Genomic DNA, 25,036 nt, shown 5'->3' with positions numbered 1-25,036 from the left:
ATGAGCGACGCGCTGGCCGGTGTCCGGGTCCTCGACGCCGCGACCGTCCTCGCCGGACCGGTCTCGGCGACGATCCTGGGCGACTTCGGCGCCGAGGTGGTCAAGATCGAAGACCCGAAGGTCGGCGACTTCACGCGCAGCGGCGGGCGGTCGCCGGGCTGGCTGCAGGAGGGGCGCAACAAGAAGTCCGTGGCGCTCGACCTGCGCACGTCCGAAGGCCAGGCCGTGTTCCACCGCCTGGTGCCGCACTTCGACGTGGTGGTCACGAACTTCCGCCCGCCGACGCTCGAGCGCTACCGCATGCTGCCCGAGCACCTTCAGCCCCTCAACCCGCGGGCGATCCTGTTGTACCTCACCGGGTTCGGCCTCACGGGGCCGTACCGCGACCGCGGCGCGTTCGACCGGATCGCGAGTGCCTACAGTGGACTGACCTACGCCACGGGCGAGCCGGAGCGGCCGCCGGTGCGCAGCGGGTACTCCGTGATCGACTACATGAGCGCCTACCTCGCGGCGTTCTCCGTGGTGTCCGCGCTGTACCACCGCGACCTCGGTTCGGGCTCGGGCCAGGTCATCGACCTGGCGCTGTACGAGGCCGCGTTGCGGTCCAGTGAGGACTCGGTGACCGCCTACGGCCTCGACCGCCAGGTCCGGGAACGGCTGGGCAACAAGAACCCGGCCATCGTCCCGGCGTCGGACTTCGTGACGTCCGACGACCGCCGGGTGTCGCTGCACGCGGGCACCGACTCGCTGTTCCGGCGCCTGTCGGCGGTGATGAACCGGCCCGAGCTGGCCGACGATCCGCGCTTCGCCGACCGCCCCGCCCGGATCCGCCACCAGGACGAGCTCTACCCGCTGATCAGCGAATGGGTTTCGCGGCTGACCGCTGACGAGGTGGTGAAGCTGCTGAGCGACGCCGACATCCCGGCGTCCCCGATCATGAGCGTCGCCGACCTCATGAACGACCCGCACTGCCGGGCCCGCGGCTCCGTGATCACCGTGGACGACGCGGAGTTCGGTGAGGTGCCGATGGTCGCGCCGCTGCCGCACCTGAGCGCGACGCCCGGCAGTGTCCGCTGGGCCGGCACGACGTTGGGCGCGCACACCGACGAGGTGCTCGGCGGGCTGCTGGGCCTGTCCACCGCGGAGCTCGACGCGTTGCGGGACCGGGGGGTGGTGTGAGCGATCACTAGACTGCGAGGCCGGAGGCAGGTGAGAAGAGTGCACAGGGGAGATGACGTGAACGACACCGCCGGGCAGGCGTCGAACCGGCGCGGGCGCGACCGGGCCCGCACCGAGGCCGACCTCCTCCAGGCGACGTTCGACCTCCTCCAGCGCGACGGGATCTTCGCCGGGCTGAACCTGCAGGAGGTCGCCGACCGCTCGGGGGTGAACCGAGGCCAGATCTACCAGTACTTCGGCGACCGGCGCTCCCTGCTGAGGGCGGCCGTGGCCCACCGCGCGCGGGAATGGGCGGCCGGCGCGAAACGGCACTGGGAAGCGTCGTTCCTCGGCCGCCGCAAGGCGATGTTCCGCAGCGCGCTAGCCAACCCGGCGCCCACGCTGGTCGAGGCCCTGCTCGCGATTGACGGCGACCCGGACTACCACGCCCTGCCCGAGATCGAGAAGACCCGAGCCGCCCTCGAACGCGACCAGGCCACCGGTGCCCTGCCCGCCGACGCCGACGCGATCGCGATGCACGTGTTCATGGTCGCGGCCTACAAGGGCTACCTCATCTTCCGCGAAGCGCTCGCGCGTGACGTCGGCGTGCCGGTCGAGGAGCTCGACGCCCGCGTGCTGGCCGTGCACGACCAGGCGGCCGCGGCGATGACCGAGGACGACGCGCGAGACCGGTGAGTTTCACGGCGGCAGGGACTGCCGATCGCACGGTCGCCGGCGGAGCCCGCGTGGCCGCGCACCCCGCCGGCGATCGTGTCTACTTCAGAGCGTTGAGGAGTTCCTGCGCCAGCGGTGCGGCCGAGGCCGGGTTCTGTCCCGTGTAGAGGGTCCGGTCGACGACCGTGTACGGCTGCCAGTCCGGCCCGCGCTCGAACGCGACGCCGAGCTTGCCCAGCTCGTCCTCCAGCAGCCACTTGGCCTTCGGGCCGAGGCCGACCGCGTTCTCCTCGTCGTTGGTGAACCCGGTGACGCGGTAGCCGGCGAACGGGGACTCGCCGCGCTCGTCGCGCGTCGCCAGCAGCGCGGCGGGCGCGTGGCACACCACGGCGAGCGGTTTGCCCGAGGCGAGGGCGGCGTTGAGCAGAGCGCCGGAGTCGGCGTCGTGGGAGAGGTCCTCCATCGGGCCGTGGCCGCCGGGGTAGTAGACGGCGTCGTAGTCCGGCAGGTGCACGTCCGCGAGCACGATCGGCTCACGCAGCTCGCCCGCGGACTCGATGACCCGCGCGAGCTTCGCCGCCTCCTCCTCGCCGCCGGCCATGTCCGGGTTCAGGCTGCCCTGGTCGACGGCCGGCACCACACCGCCCGGGGTCGCCACCACGATCGTGTGGCCCGCGTCCTTGAGCGCGGTGTACGGGGCGGCGAACTCCTCGGCCCAGTACCCGGTCGGGTGCCGGGTGCCGTCGTCGAGCGTCCAGTGGTCGGCGCCCGTCATGACGAACAGGACTCGTGCCATGGTTCTCGTTCTCCTCCGGTCGATGACGGATTGCCCGCGTGGGGTACCCGTTCCGGCGGCCGCCGACCTGTCGCCGATCTCACCCGTCCGGTTGAGGGCTAGAGCCGGTGCGACAGCCGCGTGAGGATGTCGGCGGCGGGTTCGGCGGTGGCCTGCCGGTAGCCGGTGCCGGCCCACAGGTGCACGCGCTCGGCGTCGCCGGCCTGCACGGCCGCCTTGCGCAGCCCACTGGTCAGGTGGTGCAGGGCCGGGTACCCGGCGGGGGCCTCGGCCGAGTGGTCGTCGGTGAACGCGTTGCGCAGCCCGCGCGCGGGGCGGCCGGTGAACGCGCGCGTGACAACTGTCTCCCGGCGGGCCGGGTCGGCCAGCGCTTCGCGGTGGGGCTTCGAGGCGCCGCTCTCGTCGGACCGCAGCAGCACGGTGCCGACGGCCACGGCGGTGGTGCCGGCGTTCAGCGCTTCGGCCACGGCCTCGGGGGTGGCGAGCCCGCCGGCGCCGACCAGGGGCAGCGACACGGCGGCGCGGATCTCGCCGAGGAGCTGCGGCAGCGGCACCGCCGGCGGGACGCGGTCGGGCGTGAGCGTGCCCGAGTGCCCGCCCGCGGCTGCGGCCTGCACGAGCAGGAGATCCGCACCGGCGTCGGCGGCCAGCCGCGCTTCGTCGTCCGAGGTCACGGTCTGCGCGACCACCGTGCCGGCGCGGCGCAGCCGGGCGAAGACCGACGCGTCCGGCAGGCCGAAGGTGAAGCTGACCAGCGGGACGGGGCCGGCCAGCAGGAGGTCGAGCTTGGCCTGCCAGTGGTCGTCGTCCTCGGTGATCGCCTGCGGGAGGTCGACGCCGTAGCGGTCGGCGTCGGCCCGCAGCGCGCCGGCGTAGCGGCGGTAGGCGTTCGGGTCGACGGGCACCGGGTTGGGCGCGAACAGGTTGACCCCGAACGGGATGCCCAGCGCGCGGACCTGGGTGATCTGCTCGGCGAGCGCTTCGGCCGTCTTGTACCCACCGGCGACGAAGCCGAGGCCCCCGGCGCTCGCCGCCGCGGCCACCAGGGCGGGCGTGGTGCCCCCGCCCGCCATCGGCGCCGCCAGGACCGGCGAGGTCACCCCGAGACCGGACAGCGAGCTGTGCATGTCGAACCCCTTATTTCTTCGCCGAGTCAACCCTTCGCCTCCACGCTAGGCACCCACGGCCGCGTTGGGAAACGCGTCGGGGCGCCGCTCCGCGGGCGTGGCCGAGGGCACACCGGCGGGCCTCGGCGGTGTGCACGGCCGGCGTTGCTGCCGGGTACGAACGGGCCGGTGCAGTCCACGTACGCCGCCCAGGAGCTCGTCATCAAGCGGCCCGCGCTCAGCCGGACCGTGCTCCGGCTCGGAGGAGCTGCTGCGCGTGAGACTGCGGGACCGCTCGTCGCGGCAGGTGGAGCTGACGGACGTGAGCCGGGGGTTTCTGGGCCACGTCCTGGGGAGGTGCTGGGGGAACTCGACCGCCGTGTCCGCGCGGCGCGGCGCCGTGAAGCCGGGAGTTCAACTGGCTGCCGCCCGCGGGCGCAGGAGACCGTGACGCGGTTCGAACGCGGAATGTGGACGTCGCGCTCGCGCGCAGGTCCGTGCGTTCACTGCGGCTGCAGGGCGTGCACTTCTTCGCGGAGGACAGGGCGGCCGTGTTCGCGGAGACGTCCCGCTCGCCGGTGCGCCGCGTATTCCGGTCGCGGCCGGCGTTCCTGCCGGGTACGAACGGGCCGGTGCCGCGGCGGTTCTCGGAAGCGGCGCTCGGGTGAGGAAATCGGCTCGATAATAAAGATTGACACCCGGGTGTGGGTTCGCGATTATGTAATGGAGCTGAACGCAAGAGCTCATCGAACCGGCACAGAAACTCAGAAGGAGTCGTCGTGGCGAGCATGGAGAAGCGAGGGTCGCAGCGCCGCTATCTCGGCGATCTGCGCGATGCGCTGCGCTCGTCGGATGCGCTGTCATCGATGCCGCGCCGGCCGCAAGAGCGGCTCAGTGGCTCGATGCTGCCTGAAGAGCAGCTGCTGAGCACCGGGGGCTCCCCACCGTGACGTGAGTGACGTCATGACCGGGAGCCGCCCATCGGGAAACCGATTCGGGCGGCTTTCTCTATTTCGGGCACCCGAAAAATGGTGCGAAATCTATTTGTTGGATGTGCTGCGCCCATTTCTTCGGCGCTTGGTCTTTGTCAACTACACAGCGGAGCAGAAACACGCTCGCCGGCCGCGGCGAGCACGGTGGGGCTGGGCACAGGTGAGCCCACCCGGCTGTAACCCGGACGCCCTTCGGCGGCTTTGACGGTTCGACTCCGTCCCCCACCACGCGAGGCCGATGCGACTGCTGGCTAGGTCACCGCCCCTTCAAGGCGGGGGACCGGGATCGATACCCGGATCGGCTGCCACACCCCTGTAGCTCAGCTGGACAGAGCGCCGGATTACGGATCCGGAGGTCCCAGGTTCGAGTCCTGGTAGGGGTACGCAGGTTTTCAGGCTCACGTGGCCCAGTGGCGAGGGCAGCTCCTTGTCGAGGAGACGATCGCGGGTTCGAGTCCCGTCGTGAGCGCGGGTCCGGCACCCGAGGGGGGTGCCCGGCCGACGAGTGCGAGGGAGACGGGAACCCATCCGCTTCGGGAGCGGAAGACACCGCGTTCGACTCGCGGGCACTCGACTGAGCCCGGTGTGAAGACGTCACCGGCACGGCGCGTTGGTCCAGCGGAACGGACACCGGCCCCTCAAGCCGAAGACGCGGGTTCGACTCCCGCACGCGCTACGCGGTTGTAGCCCAACTGGCAGAGGCACCTGGCTGAGGGCCAGGCCAGTCGGGGTTCGAATCCCCGCAACCGCACGCAGCTCCACCGAAGACGGGTCCCCGCGCGAGGGGACCCCGCGCCCTCGTAGCCCAACCGGCAGAGGCACCGGACCCAGGCTCCGGACAGTCCAGGTTCGACTCCTGGCGAGGGCACGCTTTCCCGGGTGGTGTATCCGGTGAACACGGCGGATTTTGGTTCCGCAGAGCCAGGTTCGAGTCCTGGCCCGGGAGCGCTGCGCGATGCCCGTTCGTCCAACCGGCAGGACTTCGGACCCTGGATCCGGCAACCGAGGTTCGAATCCTCGACGGGCAGCTTCACGCGGCAAGACGAGGAGGGCTGGCCGAGTGGCAAGGCACCGGATTGCTAATCCGTGGTCCGGGACTCGACGTCCCGGCGCGCGTTCGATCCGCGCGCCCTCCGCGCACGACGGCGGCACGAGAGTGCCGCCGGGCCAAGGAGGATTGGCCGAGTGGTAAGGCAGCCGTTTCGAAAACGGTGGTCGGGTGTGCTGAGCACCCGCGTGGGTTCGACTCCTGCATCCTCCGCACCTCGCCGGCGTGTACCCGGCGAAGCCCTCGTGGTCCAACGGACACGACTCCGGCGTCCGAAGCCGGGAACGCAGGTTCGACTCCTGCCGGGGGCACCGCGGCACACCGCGACGCGCGGGGCCCAGTGGCCGGCCGGGGCTCATATCCCCGGATCGCCTGGATCGACACCAGGACGCGCGACCCGACTCTGCTCCGCTGGTAGTTGCCGGGCACACCACCGTCGGGCGCATGCATGCCCTGCACACCTGCGGGTTCCTCGCGCGCCGGCCTCGCTACGATCCCGCGATCGCCACACCGAGGGGGGACTCGCCAATGCCGGAACTGCTGGGCGCGATCGACAGCGGCATCACGGTCGAGTACGGCCAGTTCGTGCTGCAGGAGATCTCGATGAACCGCAGCACGCTGTCCGTCGGGGAGCCGACGGGTGACTGGCTCGTCGTGGGCGGGGCCGGGGGACTGCTGCTGCACAGCGCCGGGAACGACCACAACCCGGCCGTGCGGGTGGAGCTGTGGGACACCGAGCCGCCGGCGGCGCACGGAGAGTGGGACCGGGTGGTCACGGTCGCGTGCGACCTGGGCGAGGGGGTGCGCCTGCAGTCCGTCACCGCGGCGATGTCGCCCGACGTTCTCACGCTCGCCCGGTCCGGCCCGCACCACGCCCGCGTGCACGGGGGCGGCCGCGCCGCGACGGCGGAGCTGGGCGAAGGGACGTTCGCCCGGGGGGCCGAGCGCTGGCTGATCCAGCTCTGGCCCGCGTGAGGGGCCCGGATATTCTCGCCGGACCATGACGAACCTCGACCGGATCCGCGCCGACCTCATCGCCGACCCCGACAACGCGTGGGCGAAGGAAGCCGGCTACGAGCCCCTCTACACCGCGGAGCCGTCGGCGAAGGTGGCGCTCATCGGCCAGGCGCCGGGGCGGAAGGCGCAGGAGAGCGGCGTCCCCTGGAACGACGCCAGCGGCGTGAAGCTGCGCGGCTGGCTCGGGGTGACCGACGGGGAGTTCTACGACCCCGCGCTGTTCGCGATCGTGCCGATGGACTTCTTCTACCCCGGCAAAGCGGCCTCCGGTGACGCGCCGCCGCGGCGCGGGATCGCGGAGAAGTGGCATCCGCGGATTTTCGCCGAGCTGCCCGAGATCCAGCTGACGGTGCTCGTCGGCAGCTACGCGCAGAAGCACTACCTGCACGCCGGGCGCTCGCGGAGCCTCACGGAGACCGTGCGGTCGTTCCGGGACTACCTGCCGTCGACGATCCCGCTGGTGCACCCGTCGCCGCTGAACGTGGGGTGGCACCTGCGGAACCCGTGGTTCGAGCAGGAGGTCGTGCCGGAGCTGCGGATGCTGGTGGCGGACGCGCTCAAGTCCTGAGTGGACGCATCAGAAGATGCTGAGCCCCGTGACGTTGCCGAACGTCTCGAGCGCCATCGCGGCGGACACGGAGTTGCCCTTCTCGTCGAGTCCCGGCCCCCACGCGGCGACCGCGCAGCGGTCCGGCACGATCGCGAGGATCCCGCCACCGACGCCGCTCTTGCACGGCAGCCCCACGCGGTAGGCGAACTCGCCGGCGGCGTCGTAGGTGCCGCACGTGAGCATGATCGCGTTGATGCGCCGGGCGTCCTGTTTGGACAGCAGGCGCGTGCCGTCGTGGCGGACGCCGTGGCGCGCCAGGACCAGCCCCGCGCGGGCGAGCTCGACGCACGAGGCCATGATCGAGCACTGGCGGAAGTAGTGGTCGAGCATCTCGTCGACGGGGTTGAGGACGTTGCCGAAATCGGCCATCAGGTAGGCCAGCGAACGGTTGCGGTTCCCGGTGCGCGTCTCGGACTCGGCCATCGCCGGGTCGTAGGTGAGGCCGGGGTTCCCGGTCTCCGCGGCCATGAACGCGCACAGCGCACCGCAGGCGTCGCCCGTGTCCGCGAGGAGCTGGTCGGTGACCAGCAGCGCGCCCGCGTTGATGAACGGGTTGCGCGGCACGCCGCGTTCGATCTCCAGCTGGATCAGCGAGTTGAACCGCGTCCCCGACGGCTCCCGGTTCACGCGCCGCCAGATCGACGCGTCGTCGTGCCCGAGCACGTGCGCCAGCGCGAAGGCCTTCGAGATGCTCTGGATCGAGAACGGCACCTCCGCGTCACCCACCTGGTGCAGCTCGCCGTCGACGGTCGCCACCGCGAACCCGAACTGCCCCGGGTCCACGCAGATCAGGTCGGGGATGTAGTCCGCCACCTTGCCCGCCCCGATGTGCGGCCGCGTGGCCGCCCACACCTCACCGACAGCGCGCTCGTAGTCCACCGGCCGCCCTTCCCGCACGTGATCCCAGCGGGCTCGATGATGTCACGCCTACTGCGGGTCGTCGCCGGCCCAGGTCCAGCGGGGAACCTCGCGCAGGGGATGGAGGTCGGCGTCGGTTTCGGCGTGCGAGTTCTGCAGGGCGACCTGAGAGCCGAACTCGACGTGTTCGCGCACGGCGTCCCGGAAGGGCGCGTCGGCGGGCATGCCCGCGGTGTCGAGGGCCGCGAGGTAGAGCTGCACGAACCGCTGCCGCTGGGCCTCGGTGATCTTCAGCCCCCGGTGGACGGCGATGAGGTGCGCGAACCCCAGCTCACGCGAGAAGCGCTCCGGACCGCCGAACGACTCGGCCGTGAACGCCGTCAGGTGCTCGACGTGCCTCGGCTGCCCCGCGCCGAACAACGGCTGCAGCAGCGGGTCCACCAGCACGCTGTCGTAGAACACCTGCTCCAGCCGATGGAGGGCCGCTTCGCCGCCGGCGTGCTCGAACAGTGAGGGCATGCACCCAGCCTAGGCCCGATATCGCCCACGACGGGCAATTTCGCCGCCGGCGTAGCCGGTGATGAACCACCCGGCCCCAGCCGCGGTGACCGACTGACCCTCACAAGCGTCACTACCGCCTCGGCGAGCGCGGGAGCCCCTGACTGATCACGGCCCGCAGTCGCCGTTCGACCGTGCGCGAAACCGGGATCTCCGCATGGCGGATTCCTCGGCCGCCCATTGCCGGGTACAGATGGTAGTCGACCTGTTACGTTCTGGCGCCTGGGGAGGGCGAGTTGAACGACTACTTGTCCCTGTTGCCATCGACATTGCAATGGGTGTCGAACCGGCTTGGGTCTGTGTCGGACGTGCCGTGGCCGCTGTGGATCGGTCTCTTGTTCCCGGTCTACGTCGCGGCGATTTCGGTGGTGATCTGGTTGTTGCGCGGTCGCTTCTGGTTGGTGCACTGCGCGTATCCCAAGACCAGCAAGGGCTGGGAGTGCCGGAACTGGGTGCCGGGCGAGTGGTCCCGGTGCAGGCATCACAACCGGCGGCGGAACTACCGGTTCGGACACTCGGTGAATCCCGGCATTCAACGATGGCAGACCTTCGGCAAAGGCGACGTGATCGTCGACCGGCCGGAACGCGGCGTCGGCTTGGTACGGCTCCGGCCGGCCGGTGCGACGTTGCTCTACCAGCGCGGGTATCCCCGCCCACCGTTGCTGGTGCTGCGGCAGCTGCCGGCCACGGCTGCGGCAGCGTGGCGTCGGATCCGCCAGGCTCGGATCAAACGCCCCGCAGGCAGCCAGCGGGTCGAGGTCAGGCCTGGTGATGTGCGCACAGATGTCGCGGCGGGGCTCGAGCGCGTGGTGGCCGCGACCCGATTCGCCATGGTCGCGTTCGTTGCGGCAATCGTGCTCACGGGCGTGGCGGTCCTGGTCAGCGGTGCGGCGCAGACGGTGCTGCAGTACCTGGCGACGCTGGGCTTCGTTCTGGCTTGGGCCGCGACGAGTTCTGGGATCTACAGCCGCAGCGAGACGTGGTTGCGGGGTGCCTGCCTGAAGGGCTTGAAGTGGTGGTTCTTCACCTTCGTCCCGGTCGCAGTGCTCAACCTGGTCTTCACCGTCGCGAACAGTGCGCCGGCCTGAGGCCGGCACGGTGCGCCGGCCGGCGGGTTACAGTCGATCATGAAGCCGCCCCGTCGGAGGTGTCGATGAGTGTTCCCTTGCCGGAGGAGTTCGGGTATCGGCGGGTCGACGTGGGGGGCGTGCGGATCAACTGCGCGGTCGCCGGGGAGGGGCCGCCGGTGTTGCTGCTGCACGGGTATCCGCAGACGCACCTGATCTGGCACCACGTCGCGCCGCGGCTGGCGGAGGGGTTCACCGTGGTGCTGACCGATTTGCGCGGGTACGGCGACAGCGACAAACCGGCCGGGGGCGACCACGAGTACACCAAACGGGCCATGGCGGACGACCAGTTGCAGGTCATGGCGAAGCTGGGTTTCGACCGTTTCGCCGTCGCCGGGCACGATCGGGGCGGGCGGGTGGCGCATCGGCTCGCGCTCGACGCGCCCGGGGCCGTGAAGGCGGTGGCGGTGCTGGACATCGTCCCCACGCGGTACGCGTTCCAGCACGCCGACAAGGACTTCGGCCTCGGGTACTACCACTGGTTCTTCCTCGCCGCGGGCAACGGCATCCCCGAGCGGCTGCTCGCCGGTGACCCCGGGTTCTGGGTCACCTCGCGCATGCACTCCCGCCACGACGGCGGCACGCCCTTCGACCCCGCCGCCGTCGCCGAGTACGTGCGCTGTTTCTCCACGCCGGAGGCGATCGCCGCTTCGTGCGCGGACTACCGCGCCGCCGCGGGCATCGACCTCGAGCACGACGACGCGGACGCGGCGGCGGGTCGGCTCGTGACCAGCCCGCTGCTCGCGCTGTGGGGGAGCAGCAGCTTCGTCGGCCAGACCTACGACGTGCCCGCGGTGTGGCGCGAGTACGCGACGGACCTGCACACGCTCGCCGTCGAGAGCGACCACTACCTGCCGGAGGAACAACCGGAGATTGTCGCCGGAGCGTTGCGGGACTTCTTCACGGAGACCTGAGCCCCGGCACCGGTCCTGGCCGACGTCAGCGGATCCGGTCAGGAAGTCGCGGGGATCTCCGGCTGCGACAGCCCGGCGTCGAGCGAGCGCAGAGCCCGGGCCGTGAGGCTGGGAGTCGTGGCGGCCAGTTCCCACACGGACAGCGCCGCGACCGAGGCGGCGAAGTCGTCGTCGGCGAGCATCGGCAAGTGGCGCGCGAGAACTTCACGGACGGCCGGGGCCAGTTCGCCGATCGGGGTCCGGACGGCGGAGCCGAACTCGGACGCCGGCGGGAGCTCCTCCAGCACGGCGAGGGCGTTGTCGCGCTGGGCGCGGACCAGGAGGTGCGCCCGGGTCACCGGTCCGTCGGCGGGCAGGCCGAGGCGTTCGAACTGGGACGCGGGCGCGTCGGCGGCCCGCATCAGGTCGGCCAGCCGGGTGGCCATGGTCAGCTCGAGGTCGTCGTCGACCAAGGGGTTGTGCTGGCCGGGGTCGGTTTCGAGGTCGAACAGCAGGGTGCCGAACGCGTGCGGGTCGCCCCAGGCGTAGCCGGGCAGGCGCAGCACCGGCGCGCCCTTGGTGAAGGGCAGGGGCGGGATCAGTTCGGCGTCGCGGAGTTCGGCGGGGGAGAAGCGGGTGTTCATGTGGGTGGGCATGAGGGTGTGCTCGAACAGCGGCTCGTTCGCGGGGGTGGCGGAGGCTCGCAGGTAGACGTACCGGCCGTCGGTGACGTTGACGTGGGCACCGAAGCTGCCGAACAAGCAGGCTTCCCGCGTGGTCGCGCCCGTCAGCGGGAGGCCTTGCATGTCGGGAGGCCTTGGTACGCCGAAGAAGTCGAGCAAAGTCGGTCCGAAGTCGACGGTCTGCACCAGCTCGGCCCGGCGCTCGCCGCGGGCGCAGGTGCGCGGGTCCCAGACGAACAGGGGCGTGTGGATGTTCTCGTCGTACCACGGTTGCACGTTCTTGCCCCACCAGCCGTGCTCACCGAGCAGCAGGCCGTGGTCGGTGCAGACGATGAGGAGGGTGTCGTCCCACAGCCCGTGGGATTCCATCGCGTCGAGGACCCGGCCGAGGGAACTGTCGCACATGGACAGCAGGGCGCGGTACTCGTCGCGGACCCGCACCGTGTCGCCGGGTTGTTCGGTGACGCGGCGGTAGCCGGGCCAGTCGTACTTCGGGCCTTCGTGCTGCAGCGAATACCGCGCGCGGTGGTCCTCGGTGGCGACGAACGGTTCGTGCGGGTCGAAGCACTCGATCTGGAGGAACCAGTCCTGCTCGCCCGCGTTGGTGCCGAGGAACTCCAGCCCGGCGTCGACGGTGAGCGTCTGCGGGTGCTGCCCGGGTTTGAGGAAGTGCTGCCGGTTCACCCAGTGCTGGCGGATCATCGCAGACGCCCGCCGCGCCCCGACCGCCGGTTCCGGAATGTCGGGATCGGCGACCTGGCCCTTCCAGCGGTCGCCTTCCTGGCCGCGGAAGAACTCGTAGGTGTCGAAGCGGTTGTGGTAGGTCGCGCCGCCGTCTTCCCAGTAGTGCTGGTGATCCGTCACGAGGTGGGTGTGCACGCCGTGGCGCGAGAGCAGTTCGGGCACGGAGTCGTCGAACGGTTCCAGCGGACCCCACGACCGGTGCAGGAAGTTGTAGCGGCCCGTGTGCAGCTCCCGGCGCGCCGGCATGCACGGCATGCTGCCCGCGTAGCAGTTGTCGAACGTCACGGCCGCGTCGGCCAGGCGCTCGAACTGCGGCGCGTGCACCCCGGTCGCCCCGTACGGCGGCAGGTACCTGCGGTTGAGCGTGTCGAACAGGACGACGATCGCGCGCATGCGCCGGGCTCCTCCTCGTCAGGCGGGTTCCACCCCGCCCAGCCTAGGGAACCCGGGGGACGCGCAGCGGCCGAACTTTGGCGAACGCGGCCCCCGCCTGATTGACTGTGGCTGCCCGGCTCGGCCGGGCACCAGGCACCCAAGACGATTCTGGAGGACGCATGCCCGTCTCGAAGGCGCACGCGAACTGGAACGGCGACCTTCCCACCGGATCCGGGCAGTTCACCGCCGGGGGAGGCAGCATCACCGGGAGCGTGACCTTCAAGTCGCGCTTCGAGGACGGCCCGGGGTCGAACCCGGAACAGCTCATCGCCGCGGCGCACGCGTCGTGCTTCTCGATGGCGCTGGCCAACACGCTGGCGACCGCGGGATTCCCGGCCGAGTCGATCGAAACGGACGCTTCGGTCACGCTGCGTCCGGTCGACGGCGCCCCGACGATCATCAAGATCGAGCTCGTGACGGAGGGCCGCGTGCCCGGCGTCAACGAGGAGCAGTTCAAGGAGTACGCGGCGCAGGCCAAGGCCGGCTGCCCGGTCAGCCGCGCGCTGGCGGGCGTCCCCGAGGTCACGCTGGACGCGTCGCTGGCCGGCTGAGCCACGCGGGCGCTCGCTCCCGCGCGGGGCGAGCGCCCGACCAGTCCGGGACCCCACGACCCGTCCCGTCGCGGCGGCCGAGGCGATCACCCCGTGACGCCGCACCGCGAACGAGCCAGATCCCGGCGGGCGGACCCGGAACGCCCCGGTGAGAATCGGGGCATGAGTGAACGCTCCGAGCCCGGTGGTCGCCGGGCCGCGACCACCGGCTGGGCCCACCGCCACCGGGACGTCTCCGGTGGCTGGCTCCGCCCGACCGTGTTCGGCGCGGTCGACGGCCTGGTCACCAACGCGGCCCTCATCGCGGGTGTCGGCGGCAGCGGCGTCGCGCCGCACACGATCGTGCTCACCGGGCTGGCCGGCCTGGTCGCCGGGGCGTTCTCGATGGGTGCCGGCGAGTACGTGTCGGTGACCAACCAGAACGAGCTCGTGCAGGCCGAGGTCGCGCTCGAAGCCGACATGCACGCCCGCTTCCCGCAGCAGGAGCACGACGAGCTGGTCAGCCGCTTCGTCTCCTACGGCGCCGACGACGACACCGCCCGCCGCATGGCCGAAGCCGTCGCGCGCGACCCCGACCAGGCGCTGCGGCTGCACACGCGCGAGGAGCTGGGTGTCGACCCGCAGGACCTGCCGTCCGCGCTGCTGGCGGGCAGCGCGTCGTTCGTCGCGTTCTCGATCGGTGCGCTGCTGCCGTTGCTGCCGTACCTGCTCGGCGCGAGCACGCTGGTCGTGTCGCTGATCCTGACGGCCCTCGCGCTGCTCGCCGGAGGGATGACGGTCGGCAGGCTGACCGGGCGGCCGTGGGTCCACTCCGGACTGCGGCAGCTCGTCCTCGGCGCGCTGGCCGTCGCCGTGACCTACGGAATCGGCCAGCTGATCGGCGCGCCGGTCAGCTGAGGACGCCCGTGGTCACCAGCCCAGCTCGCGGTCGTCCTCCTGGAAGGTGCCGGTGGGGCCGTCGGTGCCGATCGTGGCCATGCGGACCACCGCGCGGGCGCTGACCTCGACCGGGCGGCCCTCGCTGTTGGCCATGCCACCCAGCTCGGTGGCGGTGTAGCCCGGCTCGACCGCGTTGACCTTGATCTCCGGCACGGCCCGCGCGTACTGGACGGTGAGCATGGAGACGGCGGCCTTGCTCGCGCCGTACACGATCGCGGACACGTGCGACGCGGGGCGGGCGGGGTCGTGGTTGGCCGCGAAGGAGCCGAGCGCGCTGGAGATGTTGACGACGACCGGGTTCGCGGACCGCTTCAGCAGCGGCAGCGCGGCTTCGGTGACGCGGACGATCGAGACGGCGTTGGTGTCGAACACTTTCAGCGCGTCGGGGCCGTTGAGGGCGAGCAGGGCGATGCCGGCGTTGTTGACGAGGACGTCGAGCCCGCCGTCGGCGTCGATGCGGGCGAACGCGGCGGTGACGGAGGCGTCGTCGGTCACGTCGAGCCGCACGAATCGCGCGCCGATTTCCGCGGCGGCGGCGCGGCCGCGGGCTTCGTCGCGGGCGCCGAGGTAGACGGTGTGCCCGGCGGCGACGAGCTGGCGGGCGGTTTCCTTGCCGAGGCCGCGGTTGGCCCCGGTGATCAGTGTTGTGGTCATGCCTCGAGCGTGCGCTCCGGTCGCGGCAGCAGACAGCCGTCGCGTTTTCCTGGGACTGGCGGGGCCAGGACAACGGCGGCGGCCGGGGGCAGACTGACGGGGTGGAGTCGTGGGAGTTCGGGCGGATGGTGCGCCGCTGGCGAGACCGGGTGGCGCCCGAGACCGTCGGCGTGCCGGTCGGGACGCGACGGCGGGCGAGCGGGCTGCGGCGCGAGGAGCTCGCCGCACTGGCCGGGATCTCGGCCGACTACCTGACGCGCCTCGAACAGGGCCGGGCGACCGGGCCGTCCGCGCAGGTGGTGGAGGCGCTCGCCCGGGCGCTGCGGCTATCCGACCAGGAGCGGGACCTGCTCTTCCGCCTCGCGGGCCACGCGGCGCCCGGGCTCGACGTCGTCACTTCGCGGGTCACGCCGAGTGTCCAGCGCCTGCTCGACCGTCTGGCCCACACCCCGGTCGTCGTCTACGACGCCACCTGGACCCTCCTGCTCGCCAACGCGCCGTACGACGCGTTGATGGGCGAGACCTCGACGTGGCGCGGCATCGAACGCAACGCCGTGTGGCGCAACTTCGTCGGGCCGCGCAATCGCATCGTCCACAGTGCACAGGAGCAGGCCGACCACGAGGCCCGGCTGGTCGCGGACCTGAGGCTCACCGCCTCGCGGTACCCCGCGGACCACGCCCTACGGCGGCTCGTCGGCGAGCTCGCCGACCAGAGCCCGCGCTTCGCCGAGCTCTGGGACGCCGACGCCCCGATGTCGCCGCCGGACCCGGCGCGGCACAAGACCGTGGCGCACCCGGCGGCCGGGCCGATCACCCTCGACTGCGACACCCTCGTCGTGGCCGGCGACGACGTGCGGATCATGGTGTACACCGCCGAACCCGGTACCGAGGACGCGGAGCGCTTGGCGTTGGCGATCGTGCTGGGCACGCAGACGCTGGTCGAGTAGCGATCACGCGTTTTTCAGCAGGTCCAGGAAGGCGCCGTGGAGCTGGGCGGGCGCGGCGAGGAACGACGTGGCCTGCGGGTGCCAGGAGTTGCCGTCGGCGTCGGTGACGACCGCGCCGGCCTCGCGGGCGATCAGGCTCGCGCCGAGGAGGTTGCCGGCGTCGCGGCCGTACAGCCAGAAGCCGTCCATGCGCCCGGCGGCGACGTCCGCGATCTGCAGGGAGGTCGGGCCCAGGTTGCGGACGGCGCCGACGTGGGGGAGGACGGCCGCGAGCGAGCGGCCGGCCTGCTCGGCGGCGTCGGGCTGGGCCGCGATGAACGGCGGCTGGCTGGTGCCGACGAGCGTGACCGGGAGCTCGGCCGTGGCGGACGGGGTGAGGCGCTCGCCGTTGAGGAACGCGCCGAGGCCGGTCGCCGCGTGGTGGGTCTCGCCGCGGACTTCGCTGTGGATCACGGCGGCGACCGGGGCGGCGTCCTCGACGAGGGTGATGCTGACGCACCAGTGGGGCAGGCCGCGCAGGTACTGGACGGCGCCGTCGGCGAGGTCGACGACCCAGCGCTGCTCGCCGGGCGGGACGGCGGTGTCGATCTCGTCGGCCCAGGCCACGCCAGGCCGCAGTGCGGTGAGCCGGGCGCGGACTGCGCGTTCGGCCGAGTGTTCCAGCGCGTCGAAGGTCTGGCGGAACTCGGCGAAGGTGGTGGGGGCCGTGGGCCTGGGCCGGGCGGCGAGGAGGCGGCCGGCTTCGCGGGCCGCGGTGATCATGCCGTCGATGAGGGTGGTCGTCATGGGACAAGCGTGCTCCCGGGTGGGTGCCAGGTACGGATTTCGACGGCATTTTCGATCGGATTTGGTGCCATCATGAGCTGGTGGTGAGCGATGACGTCCTCGAAGACGACGATCTGCGGCTGATCGCGGCCCTGCAGTGCGACGGCCGCGTGACGATCGAACGCGCGGCGGCCGTGCTCGGCCTCACCCAGCGCACGGTCCGCCGGCGACTGCGCGTGTTGCTGGACGGCGTCGTGCGCGTGGTCGCCACCCGCCCGCGCGCCGCGTTCCCGGGCGCGACTCTGCTGCGGATCCGGGTGCTGCGCGGCAAGATCGACGTCGTCACCGCCGCCCTCGCAGCCCGCGACGACGTCCTCTACCTCGACCTCTCCCACGCCGGCGACGAGATCTCGGCCGCCGTCCTGTCCGACCCGAGCCGCCGCAACGCCCTCGTCTTCCGCCAGCTCCCCGCGACGACCGCCGTCACCGAGATCCACGCCGAAACCGTCATGCACGTTTTCTCCGACGCGAGCGACTGGCGCCTCGACGTGCTCACCGTCGCCGAACGAGCGGCACTCACCGTGGCGGCCACTCCGGACGCCGCCGGCCCCCTCGACGCCGTCGACTCCGCGATCCTCACCGCACTGGCCCGCGACGCCCGCCTGCCCGCGGCGACCGTCGCCGCCGAGGTGCGCCACCCCGAGTCCACCGTGCGCCGCCGCCTCGCCACCCTCCTCACCGACGGCCGCCTCCTCACCCAGACCTTCGTCGACCCGCACCGCCTCGGCCTCCGCATCGACGCGAACATCACCATGCAGGTCCCACCCGCGAACCTCGACCACGCCGGCCGCACCCTCGCCCACCACCCGGCCGTTCACGGCGCCCTCGCCACGACCGGCCGCGCCAACCTCCACGCCGCCGTCTGGCTGCGCGATCTGGACCACCTGTACCGCTTCGTCACCGAGGATCTGGCGCAACTGGGGGTGGAACGGGTGGAGACCTTCCTGGTGGGTGAGGCGGTGAAACGGCCGGGAAAATGAGGCCTAGCCGGTCTGCTTCGAGCGCGACGACAGCCGGGGCGCTTCGGTGATACCCGCGGTGCGCAGTTCCGAGGCGATGGTCTCCCGCAGGCGGAACTTCTGCACCTTCGTGCCCGACATCGGCCAGTCCGTGACGAAGCGGATGTAGCGGGGCACCTTGAACGTCGCGATGCGGCCGAGGCAGTGGTCGATCAGGGTGCGTTCTGTGGCGTGCGCGCCGGGGCGGAGCTGGACGAAGGCGGCGGCCACTTCGCCCAGGCGGGCGTCCGGGGCGGCGACGACCTGGACGACGCCGCAGGCGGGGTGGGCGGCGAGGCAGTCTTCGACCTCGGCGGCGGAGACGTTTTCGCCGCCGACTTTGAGCATGTCTTTGAGCCGGGAAACGAAGGAGAGGCGGCCGGCGGAGTCGGCGACGACCAGGTCGCCCGTGGAGAACCAGCCGGCGGGGTCGAGGCGTTCGGCGGTCAGCTCGGGGTCGCGGTGGTAGTGGGAGAACAGGGAGGTGCCGCGGAACTGGAGCTCGCCGCGGGTGCCGGCGGGGACCGGTGCGCGGGTCGACGGGTCGACGACGCGGACTTCCATGTGCCGCAGCACTTTGCCGCTCGTGGTGGCGCGGACGTCGGCCGGGTCGTCGGGGGAGCCGACGCAGCAGAAGCCGAGGGATTCCGTCGAGCCGAGGGACGACATCTGCACGGCCGGGGCGATCCGGGCCTGCATGGCGCGCAGCCGTTCGGGCGCGCCGACGTTGAGGACCAGGCGCAGCGCGGACAGATCCGTACGGGCGAACTCGGGGTGGTCGAGCACGCGCAGCCAGATCGTCTCGAAGGCGGGAAACGCGACCGTGCACCGTTCTTCGGACAGCTGACGCAGCGCCGGACCCGGCTCGAACGGTCCGGTGTGGACCATCGCGCACCCGGCCGCCAGGGCCGCGAGGACGACGTCGTAGCCGCCGCAGTGGAACATCGGCAGGGCGGTCCAGAAGCGGTCCGCCGCGGTGAGACCGAGCCGTTCGGCGACGGCTTCCCCCTCGGCCACCAGCGAAGCGTTGTCGTGCACACAGCCATTCGGCCGCGCGGTCGTGCCGGAGGTGTAGAGGATCAACGCGGGATCCTCGGCGCGCACACCGGCCCGGGCCGCGGCCACCGTTCCGGCGTCGGCGGAATTCGCCGAGAACGCGGCACGCGACAGCCAGCCGGCGGGCACCGGGCCGTCGTCCACGGCGACGACCGCACGCAGCACCGGCGCCCCACGCAGGGAAAGCTGCCCGGAACACGCCGCGAGCCCGGGCAGGGCCGACGCGAGGACCGGCCCGAGCGCGGTGTCGGCGAACAGCAGCCGCAGGTCCGCGTGCTCCACCACGTACGCCAGCTCGGCGGCCTTCAGCCGCGGGTTCACCGGGACGGTGACCGCGCCCAGGTATGCGATCCCGAGCCAGGTCGTCACACTCGCGATGCCGCCCGGCACCAGCACGCCGACGTGGTCCCCGGGCCGGATTCCCCGCGCCCACAGCGATCCCGCCAACCGCCGGGCCTCGACGGCGATCTCGCCGTAAGTCAAGCGCCCGTCCGGGAACACGACTTCGCGCCCGGCGGCGCACGACTCGAGCAGATCCGGGATGGTGGACATGGCCCCTCCAGAGCGACTACTGGCCGACCCGCGGCGCTTCCGTGATGCCGGCGGCCGCCAGCTCGTCCGCGATCCTCTTGCGCAGCTCCGCTTTCTTGATCTTCGTCCCCGACATCGGCCACTCGGTCACCCAGCGGACGTAGCGCGGCACCCGGTAGGACGCGATCCGCCCGACGCAGTGCTCGATCAGCTCCCGCCCGGTCACCGACCAGCCCGGCTTGAGCTGGACGAACGCCGCCGGCACCTCGACGTACCGCGCGTCCGGAGCCGCCACCACGGCCACGATCGCCACGGCCGGGTGCGTGAGCAGGTGCCCCTCGACCTCGGCCGCCGCGACGTTCTCGCCGCCCACCTTGAGCATGTCCTTGAGCCGGGAGACGAACGTCAGCCGCCCGTCGGAATCCGCGACGACCACGTCGCCGGTGTGGAACCAGCCGGCCGGGTCGAACACGCGCGCGGTCAGCTCGGGGTCGCGGAAGTACCCGTCGAACGTGTTGGGGCCACGGAAAAGCAGCTCACCCGGCACGCCGGCAGGCACGTCGAAACCCGAGGGATCGACGACCCGGCACCGCATCCCCGGCATCGGGTGCCCGCCGGTTTCCACGCGTTTGTCCGGCGGGTCGTCGAGCCGGTTGAGCGTGAGGAACGCCGCGGACTCGGTCATCGCCACGCAGGACACGTGCACCGCGTCCGGGAGCCGCGCCGCCATCGCGCGGAGCCGTTCGGGCACGCCGACCACCATCACGACCCGGATCCGCGACAGGTCGTGCGCGGCGAAGTCCGGCCGGTCGAGCACCGGCAGCCAGATCGTCTCGAACGCCGCCAGCGCGACGGTGACGCGCTCGCGGACCAGGAGCTCCAACGTCGTGGCGGGGTCGAAGAACCGCGGGTGCACGAACGTGGCGCCCGCCGTGAGGCAGGTGAGGACGAAGGTGATCCCGCCGCCGTGGAACAGTGGGATCGCCGTCCACACCCGGTCTTGCGCGGTCAGCGGCATCCGCTCGCCGGCGATGCCGTCGGCCAGCCGAGTGAGTGCTTCGTGGCTGAGCATCGCGCCTTTGGGCGCGGCCGTCGTCCCCGACGTGTAGACCAGCAACGCGGTGTCGCGGACCCGCACGCTCGCCGCCGCCGCGTCGGCTTCGGCCGCAGTGCACGGGGTCGCGAAGAACTCCGCGGACGACATCAGCCCGCCACCGCCGGGACCACTCAGGTGCACGACGTGCTCCAGCTCGGCCGCAGCTCCTTCGGCAAGCCCCGGAAACGTCCGGTGCAGCAGCTCGGCGAAGTCGGGCTCGCCGGCCTGCGGGGGAGCGGTCACGAGCACCCGCATTCCGGAGTGCGTGACGATGCCTTCGAGCTCCACGGACTTGAACCGCGCGTTGACCGGCACCGCGATCGCGCCGGCTTCGGTCGCGGCCACCAGCATCGCGACGAGGTCGACCGACGCGGGCAGCAGGATCCCGACCCGGTCGCCGGGCTGGACTCCCAGCCCCAGCAGTGCCCGGGTGAACTCCCGGACGCGGTCGGCGAGGGCGCCGTAGGTGGCCCGTTCACCAGGGAAGACGAGGGCTTCTCGGTCGGGATGCGCCAGCGCGCCACGGCGCACCAGATCGCCCAGCGTGGTGGCAGCCACGGGCCGGACGGATCCGGCGGCTCTGCTCGTCATCGGCGACTCCCCGCTCTATCTACCGACCGTTTGACAAACTAGCGCGCTTACTCGATGGTGGACAAGCCGGAAAACCCAGCCGCGACAGTGCGTTCAACGCGACTGCGGCGAAGAAAGGTGATGCCGTGTCGAGCTACGACGTGGTGGTGATCGGGGCGGGCGCGGCCGGCCTGTGCGCGGGGGCGCTGCTCGCGCGCGAGGGCAAACGGGTCGTCGTGCTCGACCGCAGCCCGTACCTGGGCGGACGAGCCATGGCCGTGCCGGACGAGGGGTTCACCGTCAACCTCGGCGGGCACCTGATCGAAGACGGCGGATCCGGCCTCACCAAGGTGTTCGAGCACGTCGGCAAGGAGCTGATCCACGGCGAGGTCAGCAAGGAGATGCCGATCTGGGAGAACGGGTCGGGCTGGGGCTCGATCCGCGACCGCTACACCGACCGCGCGGAGCTCAAGAAGGTCGTCAAGGCGCTCGCCGACACCCCGTACTCCGAACTCGACGACTGGGACGACCGGCCGCTGCGCGAGTGGATCCACCAGCACACCTCCGACCAGGGCGTGGTGGACCTGTTCGAGTACATCTCCGTGCTGGAGTGCATGACCGACAACTGGTACGACCACTCCGCCAGCGACAACCTCTACGTGCGCAAGATGCACTACGAGGAGCGCAACACCGCCGCCTACTCGTGCTGGCCCGGCCAGGGCTGGGACGGGCTGTGGCGCGACCTCGCCGACGCGATCACCGGGCACGGCGGCGAGCTGCGGCTGGGGACCTCGGTCGAGCGCGTGATCGTCGAAAACGGTGCGGTGCAAGGCGTCGCGGTCGCACGCGAGCCGAAGGTGCTGCCCAACGAGTTCTTCGAGGAGGAGATCCTCGAGGCCCCCGCGGTGATCTCCACGCTGCCGGTGTGGCACGTGCTGAACGTGGTGCCGCGCAGCGTGCTCCCGGAGTGGTACGCCTCGCAGATCGAGTTCCTGGCGCAGGACAAGTTCCGCATCGCCTGGCTCGGCCTCTACCTCGCCACGGAGGAGCCGGTCACGCGGTTCGACCCGCGTGAGCTCTCGACGTGGACCGCGACCCCGTCGACGGACTGCTCCGGGTTCATGTTCGACCAGTCGGCGATGGACCCGTCGTGCTCGCCCGAAGGCACGCACCTGCACGTGCTGGGCGCGATCATCCCCGGCGCGAAGGGCCGCGACCGCGAATGGTGCCGCGCCACGATGCAGGCCTTCGAACGCGACGTCGAGACGATGTGGCCCGGCCTGGTGAACCCGGTCTGGCGGCGCCGGCACCTGGTGTTCGAGCCGAGCTTCGGCGTGATCCAGATGCCCGGCCTGGTCGGGAAGTACCGGCCGCACTGGCGCGCACCCAACGTCGAGGGGCTGTGGTTCGCCAGCGAGACCTTCCGCAGCCGTGGCGTCGGCACCGACCGTGCGGCCCGCGCCGCCCTCACGTGCGTCGAGGACTACCTCGGGGCGCGGATCCCGACGTTCGGCGATGGATGGAGGTACTGAGTGGAGCGTCTGCAGCTCGGTGTGCCCGGTCAGATCATGCCGCCCGCGGACGCCGCGGTGAAGTTCGCGCGCCGCAGCGAGGCCGAGGGCTTCGACGCCGTGTGGTGGCCCGACCACCTCATGGGCTGGCACGCCGACACCATGTGGACCGAGGATCTGACGCCGCTGGCCGCGGTGCAGCCCAACCCGCACGCGTACTTCGACCCGCTGATCATGATGGGGGTGGTCGGGGCGCAGACCGAGCGGATCAAGGTCGGGGTCGTCGTCACCGACCTGATCCGGCGCAACCCGGCGATGGCCGCGGCCAGTGCGCTGACGCTGGACCACGTCACGAAGGGCCGCGCGATCATCGGGCTCGGCTCGGGGGAACGGCTCAACATCTCGCCGTACGGGATGTCGTTCGACAAGCCCGTCGCGAAGCTGGGCGAAGGCATCGACGTGATGCGGCTGCTGTGGGAGGCCGACGGACCCGTCGACTACGCCGGGAAGTTCCACACCCTGGAGAACGCCGTCCTCGGATTGCAGCCCTACCAAGGAAAAGCGCCCGAGATCTGGACGGCCGCGCACGGCCCGCGGATGCTGGAGCTGACCGGGGCCAAGGCCGACGGGTGGCTGCCCACCAAGATGTCACCCGCGGAGTACGCCAAGTCGCTCACCACGATCCGCCAGTCGGCGCAGGACGCGCGCCGTGATCCCGGGGCGATCACGCCCGGCATGCTCGGGTACCTGCTCATGGGGCCCGACGAGGAGACCGTGCAACGGCTCACCGAAGCGCCGCTCGTGCGCGCGCTGTGTGTTTTGCTGCCCGCACAGGTCTTCCGCGACCTCGGTGTCGAACCGCCGCTCGACGCCCGCCCGGGCGGATCCGGGTTCCACGACTTCATCCCCACGGCCGTGTCGCGGGCCGAGTCGCTGCGGATCATCGACGCGATCCCGCCGAAGGTCGTGCGGCACTATGCGTTCTGCGGCACCCCGGCCCAGGTGGCCGAGCAGCTGGCGGAGTACCGCGAGGCCGGGCTGCGCCACCTCGTCATGTGGAACATCACCGCGTTCGGCGACCCGTCGCTGGCGAGGTGGTCGTTCCAGGCGATGACGGAGCTGAAGAAGCTGGTCGGGTCGTGAGCCGGGCGGCGGTGGAGGCGTACTTCTCCGCGATCAACGCCGAACGGTTCGCCGAGCTGGCCGGGGTTTTCGCCGGCGACGTGGAGATCCACACCGTCGGCGCGGCCCCGGTCGTCGGCCGGGACGCGGCGATCGCGCACTTCACGAAGCTCCTCGCGGGCTATGCCGAGCACGACGACCGCGTGACGCGGTGGATCGAAGCCGGCGACGCCGTCGCGACGGAGATCGACTTCACGGGCCGCCTGCGCGACGGCCGGCCGATCGTCTTCACTGCACTCGACGTGTTCGACCTACGCGCGGGACGGATCGCGAAAGTTGCCACCTGGTACGACACCCGCGACGTGCGCCGCCAGGTGCTGGCGTCATAGGGCGCGGCCTTTCGCGGTCTGCACCATGTCCATCCGCTCGATGCCCGCCCCGAACGGCGCGGCCTGCGCGGCGAGACTCGCCAGCGCCTGCTCGTAGGCGGCCACCAAGGCGTCTTCGGCCGGGTAGTCGAAGGGGTCCGTGGTGCCCGACGCCCGCAGGAGCGGTTCGTTCGCCAGCATCCACTCGACGGTCTCGGCGATCCCGTCGGGCACCGAGACCACGTCGCGGTAGCCGAGGTCCTCGCGCAGCCGGGTCGTGTCCACAATGGACGTCGGCGATTCCTGGCCGCCGAACGTCGAGACCGCGAGGCCGGGGTTGGGCAGTTCTCGGGGCAGTGACCGGATTTCCAGGTCGCGGCCCGCGGCGCGGGCGACGAGCTGCGCCCACTGCCGCACGGTGAGCAGGTCGTCGTCGGCGACGTTGTACGCCTTGCCCGCCGCGATCGCCGGCCGGTCGACGGCCAGCAGTACGGCCTCGGCCGCGTTGCGCGCGGCGGCGCGGGAGTGGATGCCGTGCCCGCCGTCGGCGAGGACCAGCCACTGCCGTCCGTCGAGCACGCGGCGCACCACGTTCCACTCCCACGCATACGGGTTGCGCGGCCCGTAGACGGTCGGGTAACGCAGATAGGTCGCGGCGAAGGAACCCTTGGTGCCCAACGAGAAAACGTGGTCTTCGGTGCGCCGGATCGGGCCGGTGCTGTAGCCGGCGAAGCGCGGCTCGTCCGGCGCGACGAGCGGGTGCGAGTCCTCGCGCACGGGCAGCTGCACGCCGTACGGGAAACGCGAACCCGGGTTGACGTAACCCTGGTAGACCGGCACCCCGCCGACCACGACCAGGTGCGCGCAGCGGTTCGCGACCGCGTCGGCGATGAGCCGGACCCGGCCGTAGGTCGCGACGACCACGTCCCACCCGCCCTCGCCCACGGCACGCGCGATGTCGTCCGCCTCGAACGGGCTGCCGTGGACGTGCGGCACGTCCGGCAGTTCCGCGACCTCGTGGCGGCCGGTGTGGAACACCGTCACGTCGTGTCCGCGGGCGAGCAGCCCGGCCACGATCGGGGGACCGGTCGGGCCGGTGCCGCCGACGACGAGCGCGCGGCTCATCAGGCCAGGGCCGTTCGGGGGAAGCCTTCCGGCCTGCCGTCGT

At 71.6% G+C, this 25,036-nt stretch carries 25 protein-coding genes and 12 tRNA genes; 27 read left to right on the top strand and 10 right to left on the bottom strand.

Translation table 11 applies throughout. The features are described 5' to 3' along the window. Positions 1 to 1,179 carry a CaiB/BaiF CoA transferase family protein gene (locus ACQPXB_RS31090; RefSeq protein WP_432845391.1) on the top strand — a complete coding sequence of 393 codons (1,179 nt, stop codon included), beginning with the start codon at positions 1 to 3 and terminating at the stop codon, positions 1,177 to 1,179. A 57-nt stretch (positions 1,180 to 1,236) separates the two neighbouring features. Then, positions 1,237 to 1,854, top strand: a complete 618-nt coding sequence (locus tag ACQPXB_RS31085) for a TetR/AcrR family transcriptional regulator (protein ID WP_366581185.1) — start codon at positions 1,237 to 1,239, stop codon at positions 1,852 to 1,854. Between the two features lie 79 nt (positions 1,855 to 1,933). On the opposite strand, the gene ACQPXB_RS31080 is transcribed toward ACQPXB_RS31085, so the two are convergent. Then, positions 1,934 to 2,629 carry a type 1 glutamine amidotransferase domain-containing protein gene (locus tag ACQPXB_RS31080; protein ID WP_432845390.1) on the bottom strand — a complete coding sequence of 232 codons (696 nt, stop codon included), beginning with the start codon at positions 2,627 to 2,629 and terminating at the stop codon, positions 1,934 to 1,936. A 98-nt stretch (positions 2,630 to 2,727) separates the two neighbouring features. Then, positions 2,728 to 3,756 carry an NAD(P)H-dependent flavin oxidoreductase gene (locus ACQPXB_RS31075; protein ID WP_432845389.1) on the bottom strand — a complete coding sequence of 343 codons (1,029 nt, stop codon included), beginning with the start codon at positions 3,754 to 3,756 and terminating at the stop codon, positions 2,728 to 2,730. 449 nt (positions 3,757 to 4,205) lie between these two features. Between ACQPXB_RS31075 and ACQPXB_RS31070 the strand changes: the two genes are divergently transcribed. The 16 genes from ACQPXB_RS31070 to ACQPXB_RS30995 all read left to right on the top strand — a co-directional run bounded on the left by ACQPXB_RS31070 (position 4,206) and on the right by ACQPXB_RS30995 (position 7,360). After that, the gene (locus ACQPXB_RS31070; RefSeq protein ID WP_432845388.1) at positions 4,206 to 4,403 is read left to right on the top strand and encodes a hypothetical protein; all 198 of its coding nucleotides are present in this window, start codon (positions 4,206 to 4,208) and stop codon (positions 4,401 to 4,403) included. Positions 4,404 to 4,514: 111 nt separating this feature from the next. Beyond that, complete coding sequence (locus ACQPXB_RS31065; protein WP_366581190.1) at positions 4,515 to 4,685, top strand: hypothetical protein; 171 nt, start codon at positions 4,515 to 4,517, stop codon at positions 4,683 to 4,685. A 185-nt stretch (positions 4,686 to 4,870) separates the two neighbouring features. Further along, a tRNA-Tyr gene (locus tag ACQPXB_RS31060) sits at positions 4,871 to 4,955 on the top strand. A gap of 5 nt (positions 4,956 to 4,960) precedes the next feature. Then, a tRNA-Glu gene (locus ACQPXB_RS31055) sits at positions 4,961 to 5,035 on the top strand. 1 nt (position 5,036) lies between these two features. Further along, positions 5,037 to 5,110, top strand: a tRNA-Arg gene (locus ACQPXB_RS31050). Between the two features lie 13 nt (positions 5,111 to 5,123). Further along, positions 5,124 to 5,196: transfer RNA gene (locus tag ACQPXB_RS31045), tRNA-Asp, on the top strand. Between the two features lie 135 nt (positions 5,197 to 5,331). Beyond that, positions 5,332 to 5,403: transfer RNA gene (locus ACQPXB_RS31040), tRNA-Glu, on the top strand. A 1-nt stretch (position 5,404) separates the two neighbouring features. Then, positions 5,405 to 5,478 (top strand) — tRNA-Leu (locus tag ACQPXB_RS31035). A gap of 43 nt (positions 5,479 to 5,521) precedes the next feature. After that, positions 5,522 to 5,595: transfer RNA gene (locus ACQPXB_RS31030), tRNA-Leu, on the top strand. A gap of 5 nt (positions 5,596 to 5,600) precedes the next feature. After that, positions 5,601 to 5,673, top strand: a tRNA-Gln gene (locus ACQPXB_RS31025). Positions 5,674 to 5,683: 10 nt separating this feature from the next. Beyond that, positions 5,684 to 5,755, top strand: a tRNA-Gln gene (locus ACQPXB_RS31020). 18 nt (positions 5,756 to 5,773) lie between these two features. Then, positions 5,774 to 5,863 (top strand) — tRNA-Ser (locus tag ACQPXB_RS31015). Positions 5,864 to 5,898: 35 nt separating this feature from the next. Beyond that, positions 5,899 to 5,988, top strand: a tRNA-Ser gene (locus ACQPXB_RS31010). Between the two features lie 26 nt (positions 5,989 to 6,014). Then, positions 6,015 to 6,086: transfer RNA gene (locus ACQPXB_RS31005), tRNA-Arg, on the top strand. A gap of 217 nt (positions 6,087 to 6,303) precedes the next feature. Further along, positions 6,304 to 6,750 carry a hypothetical protein gene (locus tag ACQPXB_RS31000; protein ID WP_432845387.1) on the top strand — a complete coding sequence of 149 codons (447 nt, stop codon included), beginning with the start codon at positions 6,304 to 6,306 and terminating at the stop codon, positions 6,748 to 6,750. A 25-nt stretch (positions 6,751 to 6,775) separates the two neighbouring features. Next, positions 6,776 to 7,360: a uracil-DNA glycosylase family protein gene (locus ACQPXB_RS30995; RefSeq protein ID WP_432845386.1), complete on the top strand. Its 585-nt coding sequence runs from the start codon at positions 6,776 to 6,778 to the stop codon at positions 7,358 to 7,360. A 9-nt stretch (positions 7,361 to 7,369) separates the two neighbouring features. Here ACQPXB_RS30995 and ACQPXB_RS30990 read toward each other — a convergent pair whose 3' ends face one another. Both ACQPXB_RS30990 and ACQPXB_RS30985 read right to left on the bottom strand, forming a co-directional pair. Further along, positions 7,370 to 8,281 (bottom strand): glutaminase, encoded by a 912-nt coding sequence (locus ACQPXB_RS30990; RefSeq protein WP_432845385.1) that lies wholly within the window; start codon positions 8,279 to 8,281, stop codon positions 7,370 to 7,372. A 48-nt stretch (positions 8,282 to 8,329) separates the two neighbouring features. Then, positions 8,330 to 8,779 (bottom strand): group II truncated hemoglobin, encoded by a 450-nt coding sequence (locus ACQPXB_RS30985; protein WP_366581197.1) that lies wholly within the window; start codon positions 8,777 to 8,779, stop codon positions 8,330 to 8,332. A gap of 275 nt (positions 8,780 to 9,054) precedes the next feature. Here ACQPXB_RS30985 and ACQPXB_RS30980 point away from each other — a divergent pair, with 275 nt between their 5' ends. Both ACQPXB_RS30980 and ACQPXB_RS30975 read left to right on the top strand, forming a co-directional pair. After that, the gene (locus ACQPXB_RS30980) at positions 9,055 to 9,906 is read left to right on the top strand and encodes a hypothetical protein (protein ID WP_432845384.1); all 852 of its coding nucleotides are present in this window, start codon (positions 9,055 to 9,057) and stop codon (positions 9,904 to 9,906) included. 65 nt (positions 9,907 to 9,971) lie between these two features. Then, positions 9,972 to 10,859, top strand: coding sequence for an alpha/beta fold hydrolase (locus ACQPXB_RS30975; protein ID WP_432845383.1), 888 nt, complete (start codon positions 9,972 to 9,974; stop codon positions 10,857 to 10,859). A 38-nt stretch (positions 10,860 to 10,897) separates the two neighbouring features. On the opposite strand, the gene ACQPXB_RS30970 is transcribed toward ACQPXB_RS30975, so the two are convergent. Continuing rightward, a complete protein-coding gene (locus tag ACQPXB_RS30970; RefSeq protein WP_432845382.1) occupies positions 10,898 to 12,658 on the bottom strand; it encodes a sulfatase in 1,761 nt (586 codons plus the stop codon). A 161-nt stretch (positions 12,659 to 12,819) separates the two neighbouring features. Here ACQPXB_RS30970 and ACQPXB_RS30965 point away from each other — a divergent pair, with 161 nt between their 5' ends. Together ACQPXB_RS30965 and ACQPXB_RS30960 are read left to right on the top strand one after the other, a co-directional pair. Beyond that, on the top strand, positions 12,820 to 13,251 hold the full coding sequence (locus ACQPXB_RS30965) for an OsmC family protein (RefSeq protein WP_366581207.1): 432 nt from the start codon (positions 12,820 to 12,822) through the stop codon (positions 13,249 to 13,251). A gap of 162 nt (positions 13,252 to 13,413) precedes the next feature. Then, on the top strand, positions 13,414 to 14,148 hold the full coding sequence (locus ACQPXB_RS30960) for a VIT1/CCC1 transporter family protein (RefSeq protein WP_366581209.1): 735 nt from the start codon (positions 13,414 to 13,416) through the stop codon (positions 14,146 to 14,148). A gap of 12 nt (positions 14,149 to 14,160) precedes the next feature. On the opposite strand, the gene ACQPXB_RS30955 is transcribed toward ACQPXB_RS30960, so the two are convergent. Beyond that, the gene (locus tag ACQPXB_RS30955) at positions 14,161 to 14,844 is read right to left on the bottom strand and encodes an SDR family NAD(P)-dependent oxidoreductase (RefSeq protein WP_432845381.1); all 684 of its coding nucleotides are present in this window, start codon (positions 14,842 to 14,844) and stop codon (positions 14,161 to 14,163) included. A gap of 101 nt (positions 14,845 to 14,945) precedes the next feature. On the opposite strand from ACQPXB_RS30955, the gene ACQPXB_RS30950 reads away from it, so the two are divergent. Next, the gene (locus tag ACQPXB_RS30950) at positions 14,946 to 15,791 is read left to right on the top strand and encodes a helix-turn-helix transcriptional regulator (RefSeq protein WP_432845380.1); all 846 of its coding nucleotides are present in this window, start codon (positions 14,946 to 14,948) and stop codon (positions 15,789 to 15,791) included. Between the two features lie 3 nt (positions 15,792 to 15,794). Here the strand turns inward: ACQPXB_RS30950 and ACQPXB_RS30945 are convergent, their stop codons facing one another. Continuing rightward, positions 15,795 to 16,577, bottom strand: a complete 783-nt coding sequence (locus ACQPXB_RS30945) for an inositol monophosphatase family protein (protein WP_432845379.1) — start codon at positions 16,575 to 16,577, stop codon at positions 15,795 to 15,797. Positions 16,578 to 16,660: 83 nt separating this feature from the next. Here ACQPXB_RS30945 and ACQPXB_RS30940 point away from each other — a divergent pair, with 83 nt between their 5' ends. Beyond that, the gene (locus tag ACQPXB_RS30940) at positions 16,661 to 17,596 is read left to right on the top strand and encodes an AsnC family transcriptional regulator (RefSeq protein ID WP_432845378.1); all 936 of its coding nucleotides are present in this window, start codon (positions 16,661 to 16,663) and stop codon (positions 17,594 to 17,596) included. 3 nt (positions 17,597 to 17,599) lie between these two features. Here the strand turns inward: ACQPXB_RS30940 and ACQPXB_RS30935 are convergent, their stop codons facing one another. Both ACQPXB_RS30935 and ACQPXB_RS30930 read right to left on the bottom strand, forming a co-directional pair. Continuing rightward, positions 17,600 to 19,222, bottom strand: a complete 1,623-nt coding sequence (locus tag ACQPXB_RS30935; RefSeq protein WP_432845377.1) for a class I adenylate-forming enzyme family protein — start codon at positions 19,220 to 19,222, stop codon at positions 17,600 to 17,602. Positions 19,223 to 19,238: 16 nt separating this feature from the next. Next, a complete protein-coding gene (locus ACQPXB_RS30930) occupies positions 19,239 to 20,888 on the bottom strand; it encodes a class I adenylate-forming enzyme family protein (RefSeq protein ID WP_432845376.1) in 1,650 nt (549 codons plus the stop codon). Between the two features lie 125 nt (positions 20,889 to 21,013). Between ACQPXB_RS30930 and ACQPXB_RS30925 the strand changes: the two genes are divergently transcribed. The 3 genes from ACQPXB_RS30925 to ACQPXB_RS30915 are packed head-to-tail and all read left to right on the top strand — an operon-like array spanning position 21,014 to position 23,889. Then, positions 21,014 to 22,399, top strand: coding sequence for a phytoene desaturase family protein (locus ACQPXB_RS30925; RefSeq protein WP_432845375.1), 1,386 nt, complete (start codon positions 21,014 to 21,016; stop codon positions 22,397 to 22,399). Continuing rightward, entirely contained in the window at positions 22,400 to 23,521 is a 1,122-nt protein-coding gene (locus ACQPXB_RS30920; protein ID WP_366581222.1) for an LLM class flavin-dependent oxidoreductase, read from the top strand. Continuing rightward, complete coding sequence (locus ACQPXB_RS30915) at positions 23,518 to 23,889, top strand: nuclear transport factor 2 family protein (RefSeq protein WP_432845374.1); 372 nt, start codon at positions 23,518 to 23,520, stop codon at positions 23,887 to 23,889. Before ACQPXB_RS30920 ends, ACQPXB_RS30915 begins: the two co-directional genes overlap by 4 nt. On the opposite strand, the gene ACQPXB_RS30910 is transcribed toward ACQPXB_RS30915, so the two are convergent. After that, positions 23,884 to 24,993 carry a hypothetical protein gene (locus ACQPXB_RS30910; protein ID WP_432845373.1) on the bottom strand — a complete coding sequence of 370 codons (1,110 nt, stop codon included), beginning with the start codon at positions 24,991 to 24,993 and terminating at the stop codon, positions 23,884 to 23,886. The two genes, ACQPXB_RS30915 and ACQPXB_RS30910, sit on opposite strands and share 6 nt — an antisense overlap. Between the last annotated feature and the right edge of the window lie 43 nt (positions 24,994 to 25,036).

The sequence above is a fragment of the Amycolatopsis sp. CA-161197 genome (assembly GCF_050942255.1).
Lineage (GTDB): Bacteria > Actinomycetota > Actinomycetes > Mycobacteriales > Pseudonocardiaceae > Amycolatopsis.
This window is presented reverse-complemented; position numbering and strand designations above follow the sequence as displayed.

Coding starts and splice junctions, on each gene's coding strand:
- ACQPXB_RS31090 (WP_432845391.1), top strand. CDS start 1: ATGAGCGACGCGCTGGCCGGTGTCCGGGTCCTCGACGCCGCGACCGTC.
- ACQPXB_RS31080 (WP_432845390.1), bottom strand. CDS start 2,629: ATGGCACGAGTCCTGTTCGTCATGACGGGCGCCGACCACTGGACGCTC.
- ACQPXB_RS31075 (WP_432845389.1), bottom strand. CDS start 3,756: ATGCACAGCTCGCTGTCCGGTCTCGGGGTGACCTCGCCGGTCCTGGCG.
- ACQPXB_RS31000 (WP_432845387.1), top strand. CDS start 6,304: ATGCCGGAACTGCTGGGCGCGATCGACAGCGGCATCACGGTCGAGTAC.
- ACQPXB_RS30995 (WP_432845386.1), top strand. CDS start 6,776: ATGACGAACCTCGACCGGATCCGCGCCGACCTCATCGCCGACCCCGAC.
- ACQPXB_RS30985 (WP_366581197.1), bottom strand. CDS start 8,779: ATGCCCTCACTGTTCGAGCACGCCGGCGGCGAAGCGGCCCTCCATCGG.
- ACQPXB_RS30975 (WP_432845383.1), top strand. CDS start 9,972: ATGAGTGTTCCCTTGCCGGAGGAGTTCGGGTATCGGCGGGTCGACGTG.
- ACQPXB_RS30970 (WP_432845382.1), bottom strand. CDS start 12,658: ATGCGCGCGATCGTCGTCCTGTTCGACACGCTCAACCGCAGGTACCTG.
- ACQPXB_RS30965 (WP_366581207.1), top strand. CDS start 12,820: ATGCCCGTCTCGAAGGCGCACGCGAACTGGAACGGCGACCTTCCCACC.
- ACQPXB_RS30960 (WP_366581209.1), top strand. CDS start 13,414: ATGAGTGAACGCTCCGAGCCCGGTGGTCGCCGGGCCGCGACCACCGGC.
- ACQPXB_RS30955 (WP_432845381.1), bottom strand. CDS start 14,844: ATGACCACAACACTGATCACCGGGGCCAACCGCGGCCTCGGCAAGGAA.
- ACQPXB_RS30945 (WP_432845379.1), bottom strand. CDS start 16,577: ATGACGACCACCCTCATCGACGGCATGATCACCGCGGCCCGCGAAGCC.
- ACQPXB_RS30935 (WP_432845377.1), bottom strand. CDS start 19,222: ATGTCCACCATCCCGGATCTGCTCGAGTCGTGCGCCGCCGGGCGCGAA.
- ACQPXB_RS30930 (WP_432845376.1), bottom strand. CDS start 20,888: ATGACGAGCAGAGCCGCCGGATCCGTCCGGCCCGTGGCTGCCACCACG.
- ACQPXB_RS30910 (WP_432845373.1), bottom strand. CDS start 24,993: ATGAGCCGCGCGCTCGTCGTCGGCGGCACCGGCCCGACCGGTCCCCCG.